Here is a 21,630-nt window from a genome sequence, read left to right as displayed (position 1 = left end):
TTGGCTAGTTACGGTTTATTTGCCTCGCGGACCAAATCCTCATGGGGGATATGACGCACATCGGAGCCTTTGGCAATATAAATCACGAATTCAGCAATATTCTTTGCGTGATCACCAATACGTTCAATTGCCTTAGCAATAGTCAACATATCCAGTCCCGTTGAAATAGTATGTGGATCTTCCATCATGTATGAAATCAGCTTACGAACAAAACCTCTAAATTCTTCATCAATCTGACGATCCTCCTGCACAACCTCAGCAGCAGCGACCGTGTCTAAACGAGCGAATGCATCCAAGCTGCGGCGCAGTGATGAAATAGCCATCTGACCTGACAAACGAATCTCTGCCACATTAATATTATGGGTTGCGCCCGACTCAATTAGGCGCTTGGTTCTTTTGGCTACGCGTTCCGCCTCATCGCCAGCACGCTCTAAATTAGTAATCGCTTTAGAAACAGCCATCACTAAGCGTAAATCACGGGCTGTAGGCTGGCGACGAGCGATCAACTCAGTGCATGCCGAGTCAATCTGAATTTCTAGATCGTTGACTAATTTCTCATTTGCAATAACGATATTACAAGTATCAATATCCATTTGCGTAAAGGCACGCATAGCTGAAGAAATTTGCGACTCAACTAAGCCGCCCATCTCTAACAAACGGCTAGAGAGAGAATTTAAATCTGCATCAAACTGTGATGAAAGGTGTTTATCTGGCATTTGTGTCTCCAATTAACCGAATCGACCGGTAATGTAATCTTCTGTTTCTTTACGTTTAGGCTTGATGAATATTTCATCTGTCTTGCCGTATTCGATAAGACTACCAAGGTACATATAAGCAGTGTAATCGGAGACGCGAGCAGCCTGTTGCATATTATGAGTAACGATAGCAATCGTATATTCATGCTTAAGTTCGTTAATCAACTCTTCAATCTTTCCGGTAGAAATTGGATCAAGGGCTGAAGTAGGTTCATCAAGCAAGATAACGGACGGCTTAACGGCCACACCCCGAGCAATACAGAGGCGTTGCTGCTGTCCACCAGAGAGGGATAAGCCGCTTTGATTTAGCTTATCTTTAGCCTCATTCCATAGGGCTGCTTTATTCAAAGCCCACTCAACACGCTCATCCATTTCGGAGCGTGAAAGTTTTTCGTAAAGACGAACGCCAAAAGCAATGTTCTCGTAGATAGACATTGGGAATGGGGTTGGTTTCTGGAAAACCATACCAATACGTGAGCGTAGTAGGTTTAAGTCCTGGCCTGACTCTAAAATATTTTGACCATAGAAATTAATTTCACCCTCTGCGCGCTGACCAGGATAAAGGTCATACATACGATTCAAGGTTCTTAATAAAGTGGATTTTCCACAGCCAGATGGTCCGATAAAGGCGGTAACCTTACCTTCTTCGATATCTAAATTGATATTCTTAAGTCCCTGGAAACTACCGTAGAAAAAGTTCAGATTGCGTACCTCAATAGCATTCTTAACTTCATTTGCAGTTTGGATTTGGGTGTTGTCGTTCATTCTAATTCCTTGACTATCGATTGTATTTAAGTCGAACAGTGTTTTCATGTCAGCCATTAGCTTTGCACTTTTTCACGGAAAACTACGCGGGCGAGGATGTTGAGCCCTAACACTGCAAAGGTAATTAATAAGGCTGCTGCCCACGCCAAATCAACCCAGTTATCATAAGGGCTCATTGCAAACTGGAAGATCACAACTGGCAGGTTCGCCATCGGGGCATTCATATTGGTTGAGAAAAATTGGTTATTCAGCGCTGTAAATAGTAGTGGAGCAGTTTCACCGCTAACACGCGCTAAGGCCAGTAAGATACCGGTAATCACACCGCTCTGAGCAGCGCGTAGGGTAATCATAAAAGCCACCTTCCATTTTGGAGTTCCCAAGGCATAAGCTGCCTCACGCAAACTACCAGGGACAAGGCGCAACATGTTCTCGGTTGTGCGAACCACTACTGGAATTGCAATCAAGGCCAAGGCAATAGTACCCGCCCAACCAGAAAAATGACGCACCTGGGCAACCACAATTGCATAGACGAATAAGCCAATCACAATCGATGGCGCCGACAGCATGATGTCAGTAACGAATCGAGTGATGGATGCCACCTTACTTCTATCGCCATACTCTGATAAATACAAGCCGGCCAGAACACCAATAGGAGTACTGATTAAAGTACAGCTCGCCACAATCATTAGGCTGCCAACAATAGCATTAGCTAAGCCCCCGCCCTCAGATCCAGGTGCTGGAGTGCTGTGGGTGAATACATCCAAGCTAATAGATGAGAATCCTTTTAAGAATAAGACGCTCAAGATCCAAAGCAGAAATAACATGCCTATGGCCATAGCTGAGGTTGATAAAGCTAAGCCAATTTTATTTGCACGCTTTCGCTTTGCAAATACATCCGGATTAATATTGGAGCTATTGTTCATGTCTTTAGTCCTTGCTTTTTCTCCATATTCATCAACATCCATTTAGCGATAGCTAAAACAATAAAGGTGATGAAAAATAGCGCAAGACCAAGCGCAAATAGAGATGAGTAATGCGGTCCAAGCTCTGCCTCACCAAACTCATTAGCCAATGTTGATGCAATCGAGTTTCCTGGAGCAAACAAAGAAGCGGACAGGCGATGTGCGTTGCCAATAACGAAGGTGACCGCCATGGTTTCACCCAGCGCCCTGCCCAATCCAAGCATGACACCACCAATTACACCGGCTTTGGTATACGGAAGGACAACATTCTTGACAACTTCCCAAGTGGTGCAACCAATCCCGTAGGCAGACTCTTTGAGCACTGGCGGAACAATTTCAAACACATCACGCATAACAGATGCGATGAACGGCAGAATCATCATTGCCAGAATCAGGCCAGCACAGAGGATGCCGATACCATTAAATGCACCTGAAAATAAGATTCCCAATCCAGGGATTTGTCCAAGGGTTCCAGCTAAAGCAGGCTGGATATATTCACCGAATAGTGGTGCAAAAATAAAGAGACCGAACATGCCGTAAATAATTGAAGGTACGGCCGCAAGTAACTCAACTGCCGTACCCAAGGGCCTACGCAGAGGACCCGGACATAGTTCAGTTAAAAATACTGCGATACCGAAACTCAATGGGACGGCAATGAGTAGCGCAATTAATGAGGTTACTACAGTGCCATAAATAGCAATTAAGCCGCCAAACTCACCATTAACAATATCCCACTCTTTAGTAAAGAAAAATCCAATACCGAATTTGTCCAAAGCGGGCCAAGCATTAATAATGAGGGAAATAATAATACCTATCAGAGCGATGAGCACTGACAAGGCAAAAAATTGTGTAACTGCATGAAATAAGAAATCTTGAATACGCTGCAACTTAGCGATACGCAACGCCTGAGGCGTCGGAGCTGAGTGTGATAATTCAATCATAGTAAGCTTAGTTAAATATTGAAACAGCCCCACACATTGCGGGGCTGCTCCAGTGTTGAGATTAAGTATTCAATCTAACAGTATTACTTGACAGCAACCTTAGGAAAAACATTCTTACGGATGTAATCAGTTGTTGCATCGGGCATTGGAACATAATCTAATGCAGCTGCCATTTGTTTGCCTTCTTTGAAAGCAAAGTCAAAAAACTTAATCACTTCAGCTGAGTTCGCTTTGTTTTCAGGGTTTTTGTATAACAAGATGAATGATGCGCCTGTAATTGGCCAAGATTTAGCACCAGGAGCATTGGTAATGAATGTACCCATGCCTGGAACCTTTGACCAATCAGTGCCAGCAGCAGCGGCAGCAAATGTCACATCATCAGGCGCAACGAATTCACCAGCAGCGTTTTTCACATTCATGTGAGTCATTTTATTTTTCTTGGCATAAGCATACTCAACATAACCGATTGAGTTCTTTACGCGAGAAACGTTCGCTGCAACACCTTCGTTACCCTTACCACCAACAGATGATGCTGCAGGCCATTTAACAGCAGCGCCAGAACCAACGGCATCCTTCCAAAGTGAGCTCACTTTAGCTAGGTAATCAGTAAAAATCGCTGTAGTACCAGATCCATCAGCACGATGAACAACAGTAATATCACCAGCTGGAATCTTCACGCCTGGATTCATGATAGCGATACGCTTGTCATTCCAATTTGTAATGTTGCCTTGAAAAATGTCAGCCAATGTTGGACCATCAATTTTGATTTGGCCGGGAGCAATACCGTCAACGTTGATAACCGGAACCACGCCACCAATAATTGCTGGGAACTGAACCCAACCTTCTTTTTCTAGATCATCGAACTTCACTGGATTATCAGAAGCGCCAAAATCCACTGTCTTGGCTTTCATTTGCTTGATACCGCCAGAAGAACCAATGGACTGGTAGTTCAAGTTTGAGCCTGTCTTAGCTTTGTAAGCTTCAGCCCATTTGGAGTATGCAGGGTATGGGAATGTTGCGCCAGCACCAGTCATATCAGCAGCATAGGCAACTGGAGCCAATGAAATAGCACCGATCACGAGCGCTTTTTTCAAAAAAGATTTCATGTGGAAAGATCCTCGTTAAGTTCACGCAAGATTGCGATGGATGAACGATACGGATTGTGTGTGACGGTATTGTGACAAACCCAAAACCCTCAAAAAAAGCCCAAAAATGGCGGTTTTAAGCGGTTGGGACTAGGTCAGCAATGCTCTTAGCCGAGCTCATGGCCACATTGCCGTCTTGAGCCTCCACCATAACCCTTAGGACAGGTTCTGTGCCTGAGGCGCGAATGAGTACCCTACCCGTGCCTTTGAGATCACTCTCGACCTGACTAATCTTCGATTTGAGGGTGTTATCAGACTTCCAGTCGTATCCAGCCTTAAATTTGATATTCAGAAGTACTTGGGGGAAGATTTTGACGGACTCCAGGAGTTGAACCAAGCTCTTCTTAGTCTGACTCATGGCCGCTAGCACCTGCAGTGCGGCAATAGTGCCATCACCGGTTGAATGCTGATCTAAGCAAAGCAAATGACCTGAACCTTCGCCGCCAATAATCCAGCCTTTTTGTTTGAGCAACTCAAGGACATAACGGTCGCCCACATTGGCACGCTCAAATCCAATGCCCAAATCTTTAATTGCATTTTCTACGGCAAGGTTCGTCATTAAAGTACCAACGACTCCACCCATTGCATGGCCACGCTCGATACGATCTTTTGCAAGCACGTAAAGAAGTTCATCGCCATTGAATAATCTGCCGGAGGCATCCACCATTTGTAAGCGATCAGCATCCCCATCCAAAGCAATGCCAAGATCCGCTTTGGTTTCTTTAACTTTGGCAATCAATGCTTCAGGAGATGTTGCACCAAAGCCATCATTGATGTTGCGGCCATCTGGTTGAACGCCAATAGAGATTACTTCTGCGCCAAGTTCATGAAATACGTGAGGAGCGGTATGGTACGCAGCACCATGGGCGCAATCCACCACCAACTTCATGCCCTTGAGATTGAGCTCGCCTGGAAAGGTGGATTTGCAGAATTCAATATAACGACCAGCAGCATCGTCCAAACGGAAAGCCTTGCCGAGCTCTTTTGAGCTGACACAACCCATTGGCTTCGCGAGCTCAGCTTCGATTGCTAATTCAAACTCATCGCTTAATTTTCCACCTTCGGCGGAGAAGAATTTAATACCGTTATCTTGATAAGCGTTGTGTGATGCTGAAATCACCACACCTGCAGATAAACGCAATGCTTTAGTGAGATACGCAACGCCTGGGGTAGGCATTGGCCCGCAGAGCATCACATCAACACCGGCGGCAGCAAAGCCAGCCTCTAACGCAGCTTCCAATAAATAACCAGAAACACGCGTATCTTTACCAATCAGAATCTTGCAGCGCTCACCAGGCTTTGCCTGGCTGCTTAGTACTTTTCCAGCAGCATATCCAAGGCGAGTAATGAACTCCGGAACAATCGGAAATTGCCCCACTTCACCGCGAATGCCATCAGTACCAAAGTATTGTTTTTTCATGGGTTTAATTATAAAACTTGCGGCCTTTTGCCAGGCACGGATTACCGCGTAATTAACCTTGAATGGCTTCCCAGAGCTTTAAGGAGTCGACTGTCTCCTGAACATCATGGACACGAATGATGCGAGCGCCCCGGTCGGCAGCCAGAATGGCGGCCGCAACACTAGGCGCCACCCGATCATTGGTATCACGACCGGTCAACTTACCCAACATAGATTTACGAGAAATTCCCGCCAATACCGGATAGCCCAATTGCGAGAATTGCTCAAAATCAGCCAGCATTTTGAGGTTGTGCTCAAGACTTTTACCAAACCCAAAGCCGGGATCAATAGCAATTCGATTTTTAGCCACACCTTGATTCTCTAGTAAGCTTGCGCGCTCTTGTAAAAATACTTTCACCTCAGCAATCACATCTTGATACTCGGGATCAAATTGCATCGTTTGTGGGTCACGTTGCATATGCATTAAAACAATGCCGCATTGCTTATCTGGATTATCTTTATCGCTCTCGATGACAGCCTCTACTGCACCCTCTTGCCGCAATGCCCACACATCGTTGACGCAATCCACTCCAGCATTAAGTGCTTGACGCATTGTCTCGGCTTTGTAGGTATCAATCGATAGAGCAACGCCGCAATCTTTTAAAGCATCAATGACTGGCAAGACACGATCCAACTCTTCTTGCAAGGAAACGGGTTCGGCACCAGGGCGAGTGGATTCCCCGCCGATATCAATCATGTCTACGCCATTGGCAATCATGCGCTCCGCTTGAGCAATCGCATCACTTGGTGTTCTGAACTTGCCGCCATCAGAAAATGAGTCTGGCGTGGCGTTCAGAATACCCATCACCAGCGGTGTCCTGCGTTTGGTGAAGTCAAAAAGAAAACGCCCGCAACGCCATGTTGCGGGCAGAGTTTGCTTAGTCATTTAGAACTAATTAGGCAGTTGCTGGAGCAGCTCCAGCCGCAGGGCCTGGCGTACCAGCGGAGTTACCAAACTGAGTTGCTGGTGGTGGCTTAGGTGCACGTGGTGGGCGACCTTCCATGATGTCGGTAATCTGCTCAGCATCAATGGTTTCCCATTCAAGCAAAGCAGCAACCATGGCTTCAACCTTGTCACGGTTTTGCTCAAGGATAGATCTTGCCAACGCATACTGGCTATCGACCAATGCACGAATCTCTGCATCCACCTTTTGCTGAGTGAGTTCAGAAACTGTCTTTGAACTAGTGCGACCGAACATGCTTTCAGATTCGGTATCGACATAAACCATCGTACCTAAGCTATCACTCATGCCGTAACGTGTCACCATATCGCGCGCCATTTTGGTAGCGCGCTCAAAGTCATTCGATGCACCAGTGCTCATGGAATGCAAGAACACTTCTTCGGCAGCACGGCCACCAAACAAAATCGCCAACTCTTCCATCATGCGATCTTTATACAAGTTCACACGATCAAACTCTGGCAACTGCCAAGTAACACCAAGAGCCATGCCGCGCGGCATGATGGTGACCTTATGAACTGGATCTGCCTTAGGCAATACTTTGGCAACCACTGCATGGCCTGACTCGTGATACGCCGTATTACGGCGTTCTTCTTCACGCATTACTGCAGACTTGCGCTCAGGGCCCATATAGATCTTGTCTTTAGCATCTTCAAAGTCCTTCATATCTACGGCACGCTTGTTACGACGTGCTGCAAACAATGCTGACTCATTTACCAAGTTTGCTAAATCTGCGCCCGAGAAACCAGGAGTACCACGCGCTAATACAGCTGCGTCTACATCTGGATCAATCGGAACTTTGCGCATATGCACTTGCAGAATTTGTTCGCGACCGCGAATGTCTGGCAAGCCAACGTGTACCTGACGGTCAAAACGACCAGGACGCAACAATGCACGATCCAATACGTCAGAACGGTTAGTTGCAGCAACCACGATGACACCGCTATTGCTCTCAAAGCCGTCCATCTCTACCAACATTTGGTTGAGAGTTTGTTCGCGCTCATCATTACCACCACCCATACCGGCACCACGATGGCGACCAACCGCATCGATCTCATCAATAAAGATGATGCAAGGAGAATTTTTCTTAGCGTTCTCGAACATATCACGCACGCGTGATGCACCAACACCAACAAACATCTCTACGAAGTCTGAACCAGAGATAGAAAAGAATGGTACTTTTGCTTCGCCCGCAATTGCACGTGCCAGCAGGGTCTTACCGGTACCCGGAGGGCCTACCAGCAATACACCATGCGGAATGCGACCGCCAAGCTTTTGAAACTTTTGTGGATCTTTTAAGAAGTCAACAATCTCAAAGACTTCTTCTTTAGCTTCATCGCAACCAGCAACATCAGCAAAAGTAACAGTATTGCTATTCTCGTCAATTAAGCGCGCTTTAGATTTGCCGAAAGAGAATGCCCCACCCTTACCGCCACCTTGCATCTGACGCATCATGAAGAACCAGAAACCAATAATCAATAAAGTAGGTCCAAGATAGTACAAGGCAGAGACCAACATATTTGGCTCATCATCCGCTTTACCAGTGACCTGAACACCAAATTTCATAAGGTCGCCAACCATCCAGATATCCCCTGGGGAAATAATGGAATATTTATTGCCGTCGTTTGGCGTCACTTGCAATGTGCGGCCTTGCACGTCAACTCGCTTCACTTTGCCAGCTTTGGCATCGTCCATGAATTGAGAATAGGTAACTTGTGTTTGATCTTTGGGCTTATCAAACTGTTTAAAAACAGTGAACAGCACCAGACCCACAATGAGCCACACGCCAATTTTTTGCAACATATTGCTATTCAAAAGGAGACCTTTGCCGGATTAATCCGGGAGTTAAAGCGGATTGCTATATCTAAGTATTTGATTCTACTACCAGGCTTTTTCAAGGGCTGAGAGCCAATTTATTTAATAAACCCCCTACTTTATGGGGGTTATTTAGGTGGTTTGAGGTCCCGGCCAAGCAAAAAGATTTCAGAGGACTTGGCTCTGGAGGCTTTTGGCTTTCTAGAGGCCACTGTTTTGAAGACTTTTTTAAAGGATTCCACGATTTGACTGTAGCCACTACCGTTAAAGCACTTAATGAGTAATGCGCCTTCTGGTTTGAGGTGCTGGACCGAGAAATCCAAGGCAATTTCCGCCAAAAAGGCCATTCGGGCTGCATCCGCTACCCCAACCCCAGATAGATTGGGAGCCATATCAGACATCACCAGGTCCACTTTTCCATCAGCATCGGCAGGTAAAAGCGCCTCAAGGGCCTTTAAACCCTCATCCTCACGAAAGTCCCCCTGAATAAAGGAAACATCCGCAATATCCTCCATCGGCAGAATATCAATCGCAATAATGGTTCCATCTGGCTTGCCAGATTCAATATTAGGATTGTTTTTACCCAGCTCAGTTAAGCGATTACGGGCGTACTGAGACCAGCTCCCAGGAGCACTCCCGAGATCCACAATGGTCATACCTGCTTTGATGAGTCGGTCTTGCTCGTCTATTTCACTCAGCTTATAAACGGCTCGTGCACGATAGCCCTCTTTTTGAGCCATCTTCACATACGGATCATTTAAGTGATCCTGCAACCAACTTTTATTAAATTTATTCTTTGCCACAACTTACCCACTTTCGGCGTCCATTTTCCTTGTTTATGCCCCACAAGGCAAAAGGAATCGACGTAAAACTTCTTGATATCAGCTTATATGGGGTCGAATGGCCTGTTTTACAAGCCCTAATGCTCTATCATCGAGCCCATGACTGCACTTACTATTACCCCAGCACAACGTAAATCTCTTAAAGCTGACGCTCATGGACTGAGTCCGGTCGTCATGATTGGTGGCGATGGCCTGACCCCTGCGGTCGTGAAAGAGGCTAAGTTGGCCATTTCTCATCACGGCTTGATTAAAGTTCGCGTCTTTGGCGATGACCGTGATGCGCGCATTGCCATCTATGAAGAGCTTTGCGACAAACTTGGCGCAGCGCCTGTTCAGCACATCGGAAAATTGCTCGTACTTTGGAAGCCGATTGATATTGTTGATGCGGCCCTTTCCAATCTGGGAAGATCCAGCAAGCAAACTAAGAAATCATTGCAAGCGCCTCGCACTAAGCGTCAACCGAATCGGGTTGTTGCAAAAGCCGGTGTTCGTACCAGCACCTCCGAGAGATCAGACCGACGCTCAGCTGCTAGCAAGTCGCCTTTTGAAAGAGTTGCCGCTGCAAAAAGCGCTGCTCCGAAAAAACGTGTTCTAAGAGCTGATGCTGCCGAGTCCAAAATTGGTTGGTCATCACCTGGCTACCGTAAGGCAGTTGCAGCGCCTGCACCTATTAAGAAACGCAAAGTGCGCATGAGTAGCACGAAGAAGAAATCATTGGGCTCATAACACACAGAGTACTGAAGATGCTTCCCAGAAAAACGCCGCTAGTCGGCGTTTTTTATTACTTACCTCTGGTATTGCTACTTATCTCACCTCTTCGTGAGGCGCCAAACCAAGAAGATTCCCAGAAGACTCTGCAGCATAAATAAGACGCTGGAGACACCATGCAGTCTTCCAAACAAAGTGGCTGAGGGAGAGAGCATGACTGGCATGCCTTGGGCTAAAGCGTTATCTCGGAGGGCATTCATCCAGGGAATAAAAACAAATGCCGCTGCGATAGAACACAACAGCATCCCTAATAAAACCCAACGAATCAGTCTAAATTGATTGAGACCACGGTTAACCAAAAGATTGGCTAGAACCATCAAGCCAATACACACGATCAAACTCAGGTAAGCCTCTAGCTTGAAGATGCTGCCAGCAACCATACCGGCTGCTTGACGATCGGTCATCGTGCTGAAAATAGCTGGAGCAACCAAGTAGCCCACAGTAAGCAGACTACCGACCCATAAACCCGCAATCACAATAAAGAGTCTTTGAGCCCCCAAGTGATGAGAAGCTTCCAAAGTCTGCATATTGATTATGGTTTGTATTAGATGTAACGAACCGCGAGAATTTCTACTTCGCGATTACCACCAGGAGCTTGAACCGCAACAACGTCGCCCTCTTCCTTGCTAATCAAAGCACGAGCAATCGGTGAGCTGATAGAGATCTTATTGACAGCAATATCAGCCTCATCGTCACCAACGATCTGATACGTGAACTTAGTGCCATCTTCCAAGTCTTCAAGATCCACGGTCGCACCAAATACTACGCGGCCATTAACATCCAAAGTAGCTGGATCAATGATTTGTGCTGCAGATAACTTGCCTTCAAGCTCCTGAATGCGCCCTTCAATAAAACCTTGCTTCTCTTTGGCGGCATCGTATTCCGCGTTCTCAGAGAGATCACCCTGCGCACGCGCTTCAGAGATAGCGTTGATCACCGATGGACGCTCCACATGCTTTAAGCGATGTAGCTCTTCTTTGAGCAGCTCTGCGCCACGCTTAGTAATGGGGATTGTGTTCATGCTTCTTACCTAACTTAATTTAATTGAGAGTCTTATGAAGATTCTGAAGTGAATACACCTCAAGAGACTCTTTGTTGCCGTTTTGTGAAGTCATCAAACCATCCATCACCGCACGTGCTGCACTAATCGTAGTGTAGTACGTGACGTTATTGGCTTGAGCGCTGGTGCGAATGGAACGTGAATCAGCAATTGCAGTGCGTGTCTCATCAACAGTGGTAAATACAAGAGAAATCTCACCATTCTTGATCAAGTCAACAATGTGCGGACGACCATCTTTTACTTTATTCACTACGCGTACCGGTAAGCCAGCTGCTTCAATTGCCGCCGCAGTACCCTTGGTAGCCACCATTGGGAAGCCGAGTTGATGCAAGAGCTTGGCCACTTCAATTGCCTTTGGCTTATCGCTATCTTTCACAGTTAAGACCACTGTTCCACTCTTCGGCAACTTAATGCCAGCACCCAACTGAGACTTAAACAAGGCTTCGCCGAAAGTTTTACCGACACCCATCACTTCACCAGTAGAACGCATCTCTGGTCCAAGGATTGGATCAATACCTGGGAACTTATTGAATGGGAATACCGCTTCTTTCACTGAGTAGTAAGCAGGCTTCACTTCAGCTTTGATACCTTGCTGATCTAAAGTCTGACCCACCATGCAGCGTGCAGCAATCTTGGCCAACTGCAAACCTGTTGCCTTCGATACAAATGGCACAGTACGTGAAGCACGTGGGTTTACTTCGAGAACATAAATGACATCCTTACCATCGACGTTCTGAATCGCAAACTGCACGTTCATCAAACCAACTACATTGAGGCCTTTGGCCATTGCAGCAGTTTGACGTTTAATTTCTGCGATCGTCTCATCGGATAAAGAGTATGGTGGCAATGAGCAAGCAGAGTCACCAGAGTGAACGCCAGCCTGCTCAATGTGCTCCATCACACCGCCGATGAATACGCGTTGACCATCACTAATACAGTCCACGTCACACTCAATCGCATCATTCAAGAAGCGATCTAGTAAAACTGGTGAGTCATGAGAAACCTTCACCGCTTCACGCATATAGCGCTCGAGATCACGGCCATCATGAACGATTTCCATTGCACGGCCACCCAACACATAGGAAGGACGCACTACTAAAGGATATCCAATCTCTTCGGCAAGCTTTAGAGCCTCATCTTCCGCACGCGCTGTTCGGTTAGGTGGCTGACGCAAGTTCAACTCATGCAATAACTTCTGGAAGCGCTCACGGTCTTCTGCTGCATCAATCATGTCAGGCGATGTTCCAATAATAGGAACGCCATTAGCCTCGAGATCCAAAGCCAGCTTCAATGGAGTCTGACCGCCGTACTGCACGATCACACCCTTCGGCTTTTCAATAGCCACGATCTCTAAAACGTCTTCCAAAGTCAGAGGCTCAAAATACAAGCGATCGGACGTGTCGTAGTCAGTAGAAACGGTTTCGGGGTTGCAGTTCACCATGATGGTTTCATAACCATCTTCGCGCATTGCTAAAGCTGCATGGACGCAGCAATAGTCAAACTCAATGCCCTGACCAATACGATTTGGGCCGCCACCAAGAACCATAATCTTGTCTTTGGTAGTTGGCTGGGACTCGCACTCGCCGTGCTCTGCTTCATAAGTTGAATACAAATACGCTGTGTTTGTTGAGAACTCAGCGGCACAGGTATCTACCCGCTTGTACACAGGCACTACTTTAAGACGATGGCGCGCGGCGCGAACTGAGGAAGCATCTACTCCCATCAATTTCGCTAAACGACGATCTGAGAAACCTTTTTGTTTGATAAAACGCAACTCAGGGGCTGACAAGCTATCAATCTTGCGCTGCTTAAGTTCAGTTTCCATGGTGATGAGCTCTTCGATCTGCTCCAAGAACCAAGGATCTACCTTGGTCTCGTTGTAAACCTCATCTAGACCCATACCCATACGGAAAGCATCTGCCAAATACCAAATACGATCTGGGCCTGGCTCGCCGATTTCTTGAATGATGTCATCTAGATCTGTAGATACTTCATCTAGACCATCTACGCCGACCTCTAGGCCACGCAGTGCTTTTTGGAATGACTCTTGGAAAGTGCGACCAATTGCCATCACTTCGCCAACCGACTTCATCTGCGTTGTTAGGCGAGAATCCGCTTGCGGGAACTTCTCAAATGCAAAGCGAGGAATCTTTGTAACCACATAATCGATTGATGGCTCAAAGGATGCCGGGGTAGCACCTCCGGTGATGTCGTTCTTCAGCTCATCTAAGGTATAGCCAACGGCCAACTTCGCCGCAATCTTCGCAATTGGGAATCCGGTTGCTTTAGAAGCCAATGCAGATGAACGTGAAACACGTGGGTTCATCTCAATCACAATCATGCGACCATCGACTGGGTTAATGGAGAACTGGACGTTTGATCCGCCAGTATCGACACCAATCTCACGCAACACTGCGATCGATGCATTACGCATCAATTGATATTCTCTATCCGTCAATGTTTGGGCAGGTGCAACAGTAATCGAGTCACCGGTGTGCACGCCCATTGGGTCTAAGTTTTCAATTGAGCAAACGATGATGCAGTTATCGGCACGGTCACGCACTACTTCCATCTCAAACTCTTTCCAACCCAAGAGAGACTCTTCAATCAAGAGCTCACGCGTTGGAGATAAATCTAGACCACGTTTGCAAATCTCTTCAAACTCTTCACGGTTGTAAGCAATACCGCCGCCAGATCCACCCATGGTGAAGGAAGGACGAATCACAACTGGGAAACCTAGACTGCCTGTTTCTTTCTGAATGCGTTGCTGCACTTCGTGCGCCTCATCCATTGAGTGCGCAATGCCAGACTTCGCAGAACCCAGACCAATCTTGGTCATCGCATCTTTAAACTTTTGACGGTCTTCTGCTTTATCGATCGCCTCTGGTGAAGCGCCAATCAATTCGCAACCGTATTTCTCAAGAACACCATGGCGATGTAAATCGAGTGCGCAATTCAAAGCAGTTTGACCGCCCATCGTTGGCAAAATTGCATCTGGTTTCTCGGTGGCAATAATTCGCTCTACTACTTCCCAAGTAATTGGCTCGATGTAAGTCACATCCGCCATCTCTGGGTCAGTCATGATGGTCGCAGGATTGCTGTTCACCAGAATGACTTTGTAACCTTCGTCACGCAGAGCTTTACAAGCTTGCGCACCAGAATAGTCAAACTCACAAGCCTGTCCAATCACAATTGGACCAGCACCAATAATCAGGATGCTCTTAATGTCGCTACGCTTAGGCATTATTTGCCTCCCTTATTACTAACAGCGGCAGCATTCATTAGCTCCACAAAACGATCAAATAAATAGGCAATGTCATGAGGACCAGGTGAGGCCTCAGGGTGACCTTGGAAACACAAAGCAGGTTTATCTTTCCAAGCCAAACCTTGTAGCGATCCATCAAATAAAGAAACATGCGTCACGCGAATGTTGTCAGGCAAGGTATTAGCGTCCACCGCAAAACCATGGTTCTGAGAGGTAATGGCTACGCGCCCAGTATCCAAATCTTTTACAGGATGGTTTGCACCGTGGTGACCAAACTTCATCTTCAAAGTTTTAGCACCGGCGGCCAAGCCCATGATCTGATGACCCAAACAAATACCGAATGTTGGGATACCCTTTTCAATAATTTCTTTTGCAGCAGCAATTGCGTAATCACAAGGACCGGGATCTCCAGGGCCATTTGAAAAGAATACGCCATCTGGGTTCATTGCCAAAACTTCAGCAGCGCTGGTTTGCGCCGGAACAATCGTTAATTCACAGCCACGCTCGGTGAGCATACGCAAGATATTGCGTTTCACGCCAAAGTCATAAGCAACCACTTTTTTGATTGGCTTGCTAGCATCTAAAGTTCTGTATGCAGGTTTACCGTCAGGACCATGCAGATCCCACTCGGCTTCACGCCATTGATAAGGAGTTTTAGTTGTAACTACTTTAGCCAGATCTAAACCGGCCATGCCTGGGAAGGCTTTTGCCAATTCCAAGGCTTTTTTACCAAGAGTCTCTACGTCATCACCCATCTTGCCAGCAACGATTGCGCCAGACTGAGCGCCTTTGTCACGCAGAATGCGGGTGAGCTTACGCGTATCGATACCAGAGATACCAACTACCCCTGCTTTGGTGAGGTAGCTATCGAGACTTTCTTCGGAGCGGAAATTCGAGACACGTTTGGAGAGGTCTTTTACAACCAAACCAGCTGCATGAATTTGATCCGACTCCGCATCTTGACCATTCACACCAACGTTGCCGATGTGGGGGTAAGTCAGGGTCACAATTTGGCGTGAGTAACTAGGATCAGTGATGATCTCTTGATAACCAGTAAGTGCGGTATTGAAAACAACTTCGCCGGTAGTTTCGCCAGGGGCGCCAATACTGAGACCGGGAAATATGGTGCCGTCGGCTAAAGCCAACACGGCGGGAGGAAAAGAAGGAAGCAAGGGTGACAAACCATCTCCAGTCCCTGCTCCATCCGACGCTCAACACCCCAAAAAGACCAACCCAGGACTGTTTGTGCGGGAGGTGAGTGTCTTTAAGCGCTAGGGTAATTTATTAAGTTTTGAACCTAGTAATGATACCAGTTTTACGTATAAACCCTTGAATTCCCAGCCAATTAGGCTTAGAAGGCAATAAGCCCCAAAGTCCTGAGACTAAGGGGCTTATTTTGGCCAGTTTTGGGCTTGGTTTAAGACCTTGCGCTTTCCTCGATGATGGTCTTAATTTGGGCTAAAACGGTTTGATCTTCCATGGTGCTGATATCACCTGGATCCCGCCCCTCAGCCACTGCCTGGAGCGCACGGCGGACGATCTTGCCAGAACGAGTCTTAGGCAAGGCTGTCACTACGTAAACACGACCAGGACGAGCGATTGCACCCAATGTCGAATCCACGGTCTTCATGCATTCCGCCTCTAAAGTAGCGGTATTAGAAGAATCCTTTGGAATCACAAAGGCAATAGCAGCCTGCCCCTTAAGTTTGTCCTCGATACCTACTACAGCTACTTCAGAAATATTCGGATGGCTTGAAATGCTTTCCTCGATCTCACGAGTGCCTAAACGGTGGCCGGCAACGTTGATGACGTCATCAGTACGGCCCAAGATGAAGAAGTAACCGTCTTCGTCTTTGATGCCCCAGTCAAAGGTGGAATAAATCGTCTTGCCTGGAATGGTTTCCCAATAGGTACTAATAAATCGCTTGTCATCACCCCAAACGGTTTGCATACAACCTGGGGGCAATGGACCTTCAATAGCAATAACACCCTTCTTGTCGGGACCCAACTCTTCAGAAGTCGCATCGTCCAAGAGCTTCATGTTGTAACCAAATGAAGGGACGCCAGGCGAACCAAACTTATGCGGCATTACCTCTACGCCACGCTGAATTGCCAACATTGGCCAGCCAGTTTCTGTCTGCCAGTAGTTATCCACAATTGGCTTCTTAATTGCATCATGAATCCAACTTGCTGTTGGCTCATCCAAGGGCTCACCCGCCAAGAACAAAGCACGTAGACTTGAAAGATCGTATTTAGTTAAGAATGCCGGATCTTGTTTCTTGAGAACACGAACCGCTGTTGGTGCTGAGAACATCACTGATACTTTGTACTTTTCTACCAACTGCCACCAGATGCCTGCATCAGGACGTAACGGCGTACCTTCATACATGATGGTTGCCATGCCATTCAGCAATGGGCCGTAAATGATGTAGCTGTGGCCAACAACCCAACCAATATCTGAGGTGGTGAACATAGTTTCACCAGGCTTACCGCAGAAGATGTGGTTCATAGTCGACATCAAGGCTACTGCGTATCCACCGGTATCTCGCTGAACTCCTTTAGGTTTACCAGTCGTACCAGAGGTATACAAAATATAGGAAGGATGAGTTGCATCAACCCATTCAATTGGAACAAGATCATTCAGATGTCTTTGACGTTCTGCAGCGTAATCTAAGTCACGGCCAGCAACGGTCGTGAACTCAGTCAGGCCGCGATTGACGATCAACACCTTCTCAGGTTTATAGCTAGCAAGGGTAATAGCCTCATCGAGCAAGGGCTTATAAGGAACAGCTTTACCACCGCGCGCACCTGCCTCGGAGGTCACAATCATTTTTGGTTTTGCATCATCAATACGTGACGCCAGACTGTGAGATGCAAAGCCGCCAAACACCACAGAATGAATAGCACCAATTCGTGCGCATGCCAGCATGGCAAAACAAGCTTCTGCAATCATCGGCATGTAGATCAATACACGGTCGCCCTTTTTAACGCCATTCGCTTTGTAAATGGCCGCCATACGATTGACTTCTTCGTAGAGCTCTTTAAACGTATAGGCTTTTTCTACATTGGTTTCTGTTGAAACGGCAACGAGGGCAAGTTGATCGGGGCGATCTTTGAGATGTCGATCGACTGCGTTGTAGCAAAGATTGGTTAAGCCGCCTTCAAACCATTTCGCAAACGGGGGGTTTGCGTAATCCAGAACTTTATTGAATGGCTTTTCCCAGTGAATGAGTTTTGCCTGCTCTCCCCAGAATCCATCTGGGTCTTTAATGGAGCGTTCGTGTTCTGATTTGTAGGACATGGTCAACCTAAATAAGTAAATTAAAGTGTCTGGACTTACTGAATCTTGCTAGCCCCTTTGCTATTGGAAACCTTAGCAGTTGAGCTAGATGCATTCGCAGATCCATTTTTCGCAGATTTTGCAAGCCCTGTCGATGCGGATTTATGCTGAGATGCAGCATTATTTGCAGAAGAATTACCCTTACCCGCCCCTTTTGTCGATTTCGCCACAGGGCATTTAGCCCCTTTTGCACATTTTTTAGGCGCCGGCGGAGCTGGTTTATCCAGGCTGAGGCTGCCATTTTCTGCCATCGCTAGAGAAATATCCCCTGAGCGTTGACTTGTTTTTGGAATCAACACAGTAGATCCAGCCCGAATTCGCATTCCCTTGGGTATGGCATTCACTTCCCTAAGAGCATCCACATCCACACCCAGAGTTTTTGCAGCCTTATCCACAGTTTCTGTTTTAGTCACCTGAACTGCGGTCCAAGAAGAAAGGGGTTTGTTGTACTTCTTGAGATTGGCTTGGAATATTTCTGCGTGACCGAATGGCAGCAAAATCTGCTGATTGGCATTACTCAGAATGACTGGCTTATTAAACGATGGGTTCAGGCTATGGAACTCATCTGGCGGTATTTCACTTAATTGAATTACCAGGGCTACATCAATATCAGACCCAACATCCACTGCCACAAAGTAAGGATGGTTTTCTAGTTCAGGTAACACAATGCCATAGGCTTTGGGGTCCAAAACAATTTGTCGATAGGCCATCAACTTAGGCACATAGTTGCGAGTCTCGTTAGGCATCTTGAGACTCAGATAATCGGTCGGGAGTCCTGCAAGTAAATTGCGTCTCTGTGCTTTAGCCACATTGCCCGCGCCCCAGTTATAAGCGGCTAATGCAAGCTCCCAGCTACCGAACTGCTTATGCAAACGTTGTAAGTAGTCTAGGGCAGCGTCAGTTGATTGCAATACATCTCTTCGCTCATCTCGAAAGACGTTTTGAGTTAAGCGAAAATCTTTGCCAGTTGCCGGCATAAATTGCCACAAGCCCATGGCCTTAGCACTGGATTTTGCATTCGTTACAAAGGCGCTTTCCACAAATGGGAGGAGCGCAATTTCAGTAGGCATATTGCGCGCATTGACCTCTTGCACAATATAGAAAAGGTAGCGTGATGAGCGCGCCATAGAGCGATGCACGTAGTCTGGGCGCGCGCTGAGCCAACGTACCTGCTCGATCTCTAATGGTGTATTCATAGGCTCCATCTCAAAGCCATCCCGAATACGAATCCAAAGATTGCTGGATGGCGCATATAGCTCACTCACAGATTGATTTTTAAGATTGACTCGTTTTGCTTTGGAGGCGCGGGGATCTTGCCGCGTCGGCGTGTCTGAGGACCAATCTCCAGTGCTAGCGCAACCTGAGAGTGCAGCAATCAGCACGATCGCCGCATAGCGCCAGAACATCAGAACCGATCCTTCCAAGCCCTAATGACTGCCAAGACATGAGCTGGAGTGGGCAAAGTCTTCTCACCCGATACTTCAAGGGTAGCGTCGATGACGGCCTGCTGGTCGCAACGCATGAACGGGTTTACTTGCAACTCCTGGCCGATAGTCGTGGGCAGGGTTGGCAGATGTTGATCACGCAGAGCTTTAGCGGTTTCCGCCCAAGTGATGAGGTTCGCATTGTTTGGCTCAACTGCTAATGCGAAACGAATATTGGATAAGGTGTATTCATGAGTGCAATACACCAGGGTATTTTTTGGCAAGGCTATGAACTTGGCGAGTGACTCACTCATCTGCGTTGGAGTGCCCTCAAATAAACGACCGCAGCCCGAGGCAAATAAGGTGTCCCCACAGAACAGCATGGGCTCAACTACATTGGCCTGCATATTTGCAAAGTAAGCGATATGGGTCAGGGTATGACCCGGCACTTCGTACACCTCAAAGCTAATGCGCGGTGCTGTCACTTCAATCTTGTCACCTTCCATCATGGCATTAGTTCGGCCTGGAATATCGATATTGCCGGGACCATAAACAGGCACCGTGCCCAAGGACTGCAATAGAGCAAGGATGCCGCCAGTATGGTCAGCATGATGGTGGGTAATTAAAATACCAGTCAGAGTCAGGTTTTTTTGCTCAAGATAATGCAATACCGGAGCAGCATCACCCGGATCTACGATCAAGGCAGATTGGCCATCATGTATGCACCAGATGTAATTGTCGTCAAAAGCCGGTATCGGCCAAACTTGCAATAAAGTATTCTTCACCATAGACCCATGATACCAACCCCACCCACCCCATCTCAGATGCCTGCACCACCATGGAGTTCATGGGAAAAGTGGCTGCAATCGCCTCCTGGACGCTATGTGCTTGCATGGGAGCAGAAATGCTTCAATCAAATTGTGGCCGATGTCTTTGGTTTTTATGCTGTACAAATCGGTTTGCCGCAAATCAATACTTTGGTAGAAAACCGCATGCCCTTGCATGCCCTGTTAATCCATTCCAATGATCGCCAAAAAGAGGCCAGTCAATTTAACTGGCATCAGATTGAGGGCAATGCCAATGAGCTACCGTTTGCCTCTGAAAGCATTGATTTATTAGTACTGCCTCATGTTTTGGAATTCGCTGCTGATCCCCATCAAATTCTGCGAGAGGCTGAGCGCGTACTTCGCCCTGAAGGCCGCTTGATTATTTCAGGCTTCAACCCAGCCAGTCTTTGGGGTATGCGCCAATATCTGAGCAGACTGATCGGCAGCCCCTATTTACCAAGAGATGGTCAATTTATTAGCCTACTCAGAATTAAAGACTGGTTGCAGCTATTGAACTTCTCATTAGATCGGGGTCATTTTGGCTGCTACAAACTCCCTTTAAGCGGTGAATCTGGCATGGCTAGAATGGACTTTATGGAGCCCGCTGGTAACCGCTGGTGGCCTATTTTTGGTGCTGTTTTCTTAGTTTCCGCCATCAAGCGCCAGCAAGGCATTCGCTTAATTGGACAAGTCCAAGGCTTACGCATACCGGCAATGGCTCAATTAAGTCCAGCAGCCGAAAGTCGGCAGAATTTGGTAAAAGGCCAAGACGAAGTAAATTAACGGTATGCCGCATACCAAATCCCTACCCCATATTGTCATTTACACCGATGGTGCCTGCAAAGGCAATCCTGGACCTGGCGGCTGGGGAGCAGTTCTTCGTTCAGGCGGACATGAGAAGCATTTGCATGGTGGCGCCGAACACACCACCAATAACCGCATGGAAATTAGCGCAGTTATCCATGCACTAAAAGCACTCAAGCAAACTAGCTCGGTTGAGCTGTGGACCGACTCCCAATATGTTCAAAAAGGTGTGACTGAGTGGCTAGAGGGTTGGAAAAAAAGAGGCTGGAAGACTGCCAGCAAGGATCCGGTCAAGAATGCCGATTTATGGCAAGAATTAGATGCCCTAATCCCCGACCACCAGATCTCTTGGCATTGGGTACGTGGCCACAATGGCCACCCCGGAAATGAGCTTGCCGACCTCCTGGCAAACAAAGGCGTAGAAGAATTCCTACCCTAGGCTGAATGGGTCTCCACAAGCCCGTTTTTAGCGGTCTTATGAGAGAATGAGCAGATTCAA

At 47.1% G+C, this 21,630-nt stretch carries 19 protein-coding genes; 3 read left to right on the top strand and 16 right to left on the bottom strand.

Annotated elements, in window-relative coordinates; genetic code table 11:
• Positions 1–8 precede the first annotated feature (8 nt).
• From phoU to ICN16_RS00655, 9 genes are all read right to left on the bottom strand, one after another.
• Positions 9–716 carry a phosphate signaling complex protein PhoU gene (gene phoU / locus ICN16_RS00695; RefSeq protein WP_216133149.1) on the bottom strand — a complete coding sequence of 236 codons (708 nt, stop codon included), beginning with the start codon at positions 714–716 and terminating at the stop codon, positions 9–11.
• Positions 717–728: 12 nt separating this feature from the next.
• Positions 729–1,520, bottom strand: coding sequence for a phosphate ABC transporter ATP-binding protein PstB (gene pstB / locus ICN16_RS00690; RefSeq protein WP_216133148.1), 792 nt, complete (start codon positions 1,518–1,520; stop codon positions 729–731).
• Positions 1,521–1,576: 56 nt separating this feature from the next.
• Complete coding sequence (pstA, locus tag ICN16_RS00685; RefSeq protein ID WP_216133147.1) at positions 1,577–2,443, bottom strand: phosphate ABC transporter permease PstA; 867 nt, start codon at positions 2,441–2,443, stop codon at positions 1,577–1,579.
• On the bottom strand, positions 2,440–3,423 hold the full coding sequence (pstC, locus tag ICN16_RS00680) for a phosphate ABC transporter permease subunit PstC (protein WP_216133146.1): 984 nt from the start codon (positions 3,421–3,423) through the stop codon (positions 2,440–2,442). The genes pstA and pstC overlap by 4 nt, the downstream gene beginning before the upstream one ends.
• A gap of 83 nt (positions 3,424–3,506) precedes the next feature.
• Positions 3,507–4,529 (bottom strand): phosphate ABC transporter substrate-binding protein PstS, encoded by a 1,023-nt coding sequence (gene pstS, locus ICN16_RS00675; protein WP_216133145.1) that lies wholly within the window; start codon positions 4,527–4,529, stop codon positions 3,507–3,509.
• A gap of 115 nt (positions 4,530–4,644) precedes the next feature.
• Positions 4,645–5,988 (bottom strand): phosphoglucosamine mutase, encoded by a 1,344-nt coding sequence (gene glmM / locus ICN16_RS00670; protein WP_216133144.1) that lies wholly within the window; start codon positions 5,986–5,988, stop codon positions 4,645–4,647.
• A gap of 52 nt (positions 5,989–6,040) precedes the next feature.
• Positions 6,041–6,913, bottom strand: coding sequence for a dihydropteroate synthase (gene folP / locus ICN16_RS00665; protein WP_216133143.1), 873 nt, complete (start codon positions 6,911–6,913; stop codon positions 6,041–6,043).
• A 10-nt stretch (positions 6,914–6,923) separates the two neighbouring features.
• Entirely contained in the window at positions 6,924–8,801 is a 1,878-nt protein-coding gene (gene ftsH / locus ICN16_RS00660) for an ATP-dependent zinc metalloprotease FtsH (protein ID WP_216133142.1), read from the bottom strand.
• 128 nt (positions 8,802–8,929) lie between these two features.
• Positions 8,930–9,604, bottom strand: a complete 675-nt coding sequence (locus tag ICN16_RS00655) for an RlmE family RNA methyltransferase (protein WP_216133141.1) — start codon at positions 9,602–9,604, stop codon at positions 8,930–8,932.
• A 138-nt stretch (positions 9,605–9,742) separates the two neighbouring features.
• Here ICN16_RS00655 and ICN16_RS00650 point away from each other — a divergent pair, with 138 nt between their 5' ends.
• On the top strand, positions 9,743–10,369 hold the full coding sequence (locus tag ICN16_RS00650; protein ID WP_216133140.1) for a YhbY family RNA-binding protein: 627 nt from the start codon (positions 9,743–9,745) through the stop codon (positions 10,367–10,369).
• A gap of 83 nt (positions 10,370–10,452) precedes the next feature.
• Here ICN16_RS00650 and ICN16_RS00645 read toward each other — a convergent pair whose 3' ends face one another.
• From ICN16_RS00645 to gloB, 7 genes are all read right to left on the bottom strand, one after another.
• Positions 10,453–10,938, bottom strand: a complete 486-nt coding sequence (locus ICN16_RS00645) for a DUF4149 domain-containing protein (protein ID WP_216133139.1) — start codon at positions 10,936–10,938, stop codon at positions 10,453–10,455.
• A 17-nt stretch (positions 10,939–10,955) separates the two neighbouring features.
• Positions 10,956–11,432, bottom strand: a complete 477-nt coding sequence (gene greA, locus ICN16_RS00640) for a transcription elongation factor GreA (RefSeq protein ID WP_216133138.1) — start codon at positions 11,430–11,432, stop codon at positions 10,956–10,958.
• 19 nt (positions 11,433–11,451) lie between these two features.
• Positions 11,452–14,715 (bottom strand): carbamoyl-phosphate synthase large subunit, encoded by a 3,264-nt coding sequence (gene carB, locus ICN16_RS00635; RefSeq protein ID WP_216133137.1) that lies wholly within the window; start codon positions 14,713–14,715, stop codon positions 11,452–11,454.
• Positions 14,715–15,908, bottom strand: a complete 1,194-nt coding sequence (carA, locus tag ICN16_RS00630; RefSeq protein WP_216133136.1) for a glutamine-hydrolyzing carbamoyl-phosphate synthase small subunit — start codon at positions 15,906–15,908, stop codon at positions 14,715–14,717. The genes carB and carA overlap by 1 nt, the downstream gene beginning before the upstream one ends.
• A gap of 245 nt (positions 15,909–16,153) precedes the next feature.
• Positions 16,154–18,037, bottom strand: a complete 1,884-nt coding sequence (locus tag ICN16_RS00625) for a propionate--CoA ligase (RefSeq protein WP_216133135.1) — start codon at positions 18,035–18,037, stop codon at positions 16,154–16,156.
• Positions 18,038–18,072: 35 nt separating this feature from the next.
• A complete protein-coding gene (locus tag ICN16_RS00620; RefSeq protein WP_216133134.1) occupies positions 18,073–19,482 on the bottom strand; it encodes a transglycosylase SLT domain-containing protein in 1,410 nt (469 codons plus the stop codon).
• A complete protein-coding gene (gene gloB, locus ICN16_RS00615; RefSeq protein ID WP_216133133.1) occupies positions 19,482–20,288 on the bottom strand; it encodes a hydroxyacylglutathione hydrolase in 807 nt (268 codons plus the stop codon). The genes ICN16_RS00620 and gloB overlap by 1 nt, the downstream gene beginning before the upstream one ends.
• 6 nt (positions 20,289–20,294) lie before the next feature.
• Here gloB and ICN16_RS00610 point away from each other — a divergent pair, with 6 nt between their 5' ends.
• Together ICN16_RS00610 and rnhA are read left to right on the top strand one after the other, a co-directional pair.
• Complete coding sequence (locus ICN16_RS00610) at positions 20,295–21,110, top strand: class I SAM-dependent methyltransferase (protein WP_216133132.1); 816 nt, start codon at positions 20,295–20,297, stop codon at positions 21,108–21,110.
• A gap of 4 nt (positions 21,111–21,114) precedes the next feature.
• Positions 21,115–21,570: a ribonuclease HI gene (rnhA, locus tag ICN16_RS00605; RefSeq protein ID WP_216133131.1), complete on the top strand. Its 456-nt coding sequence runs from the start codon at positions 21,115–21,117 to the stop codon at positions 21,568–21,570.
• Positions 21,571–21,630 lie beyond the last annotated feature (60 nt).

The organism is Polynucleobacter sp. es-MAR-4 (assembly GCF_018882055.1).
Classification (GTDB): domain Bacteria; phylum Pseudomonadota; class Gammaproteobacteria; order Burkholderiales; family Burkholderiaceae; genus Polynucleobacter.
The sequence above is the reverse complement of the archived record's forward strand: the minus strand, read 5'-3'. Positions and strand labels throughout refer to the sequence as shown.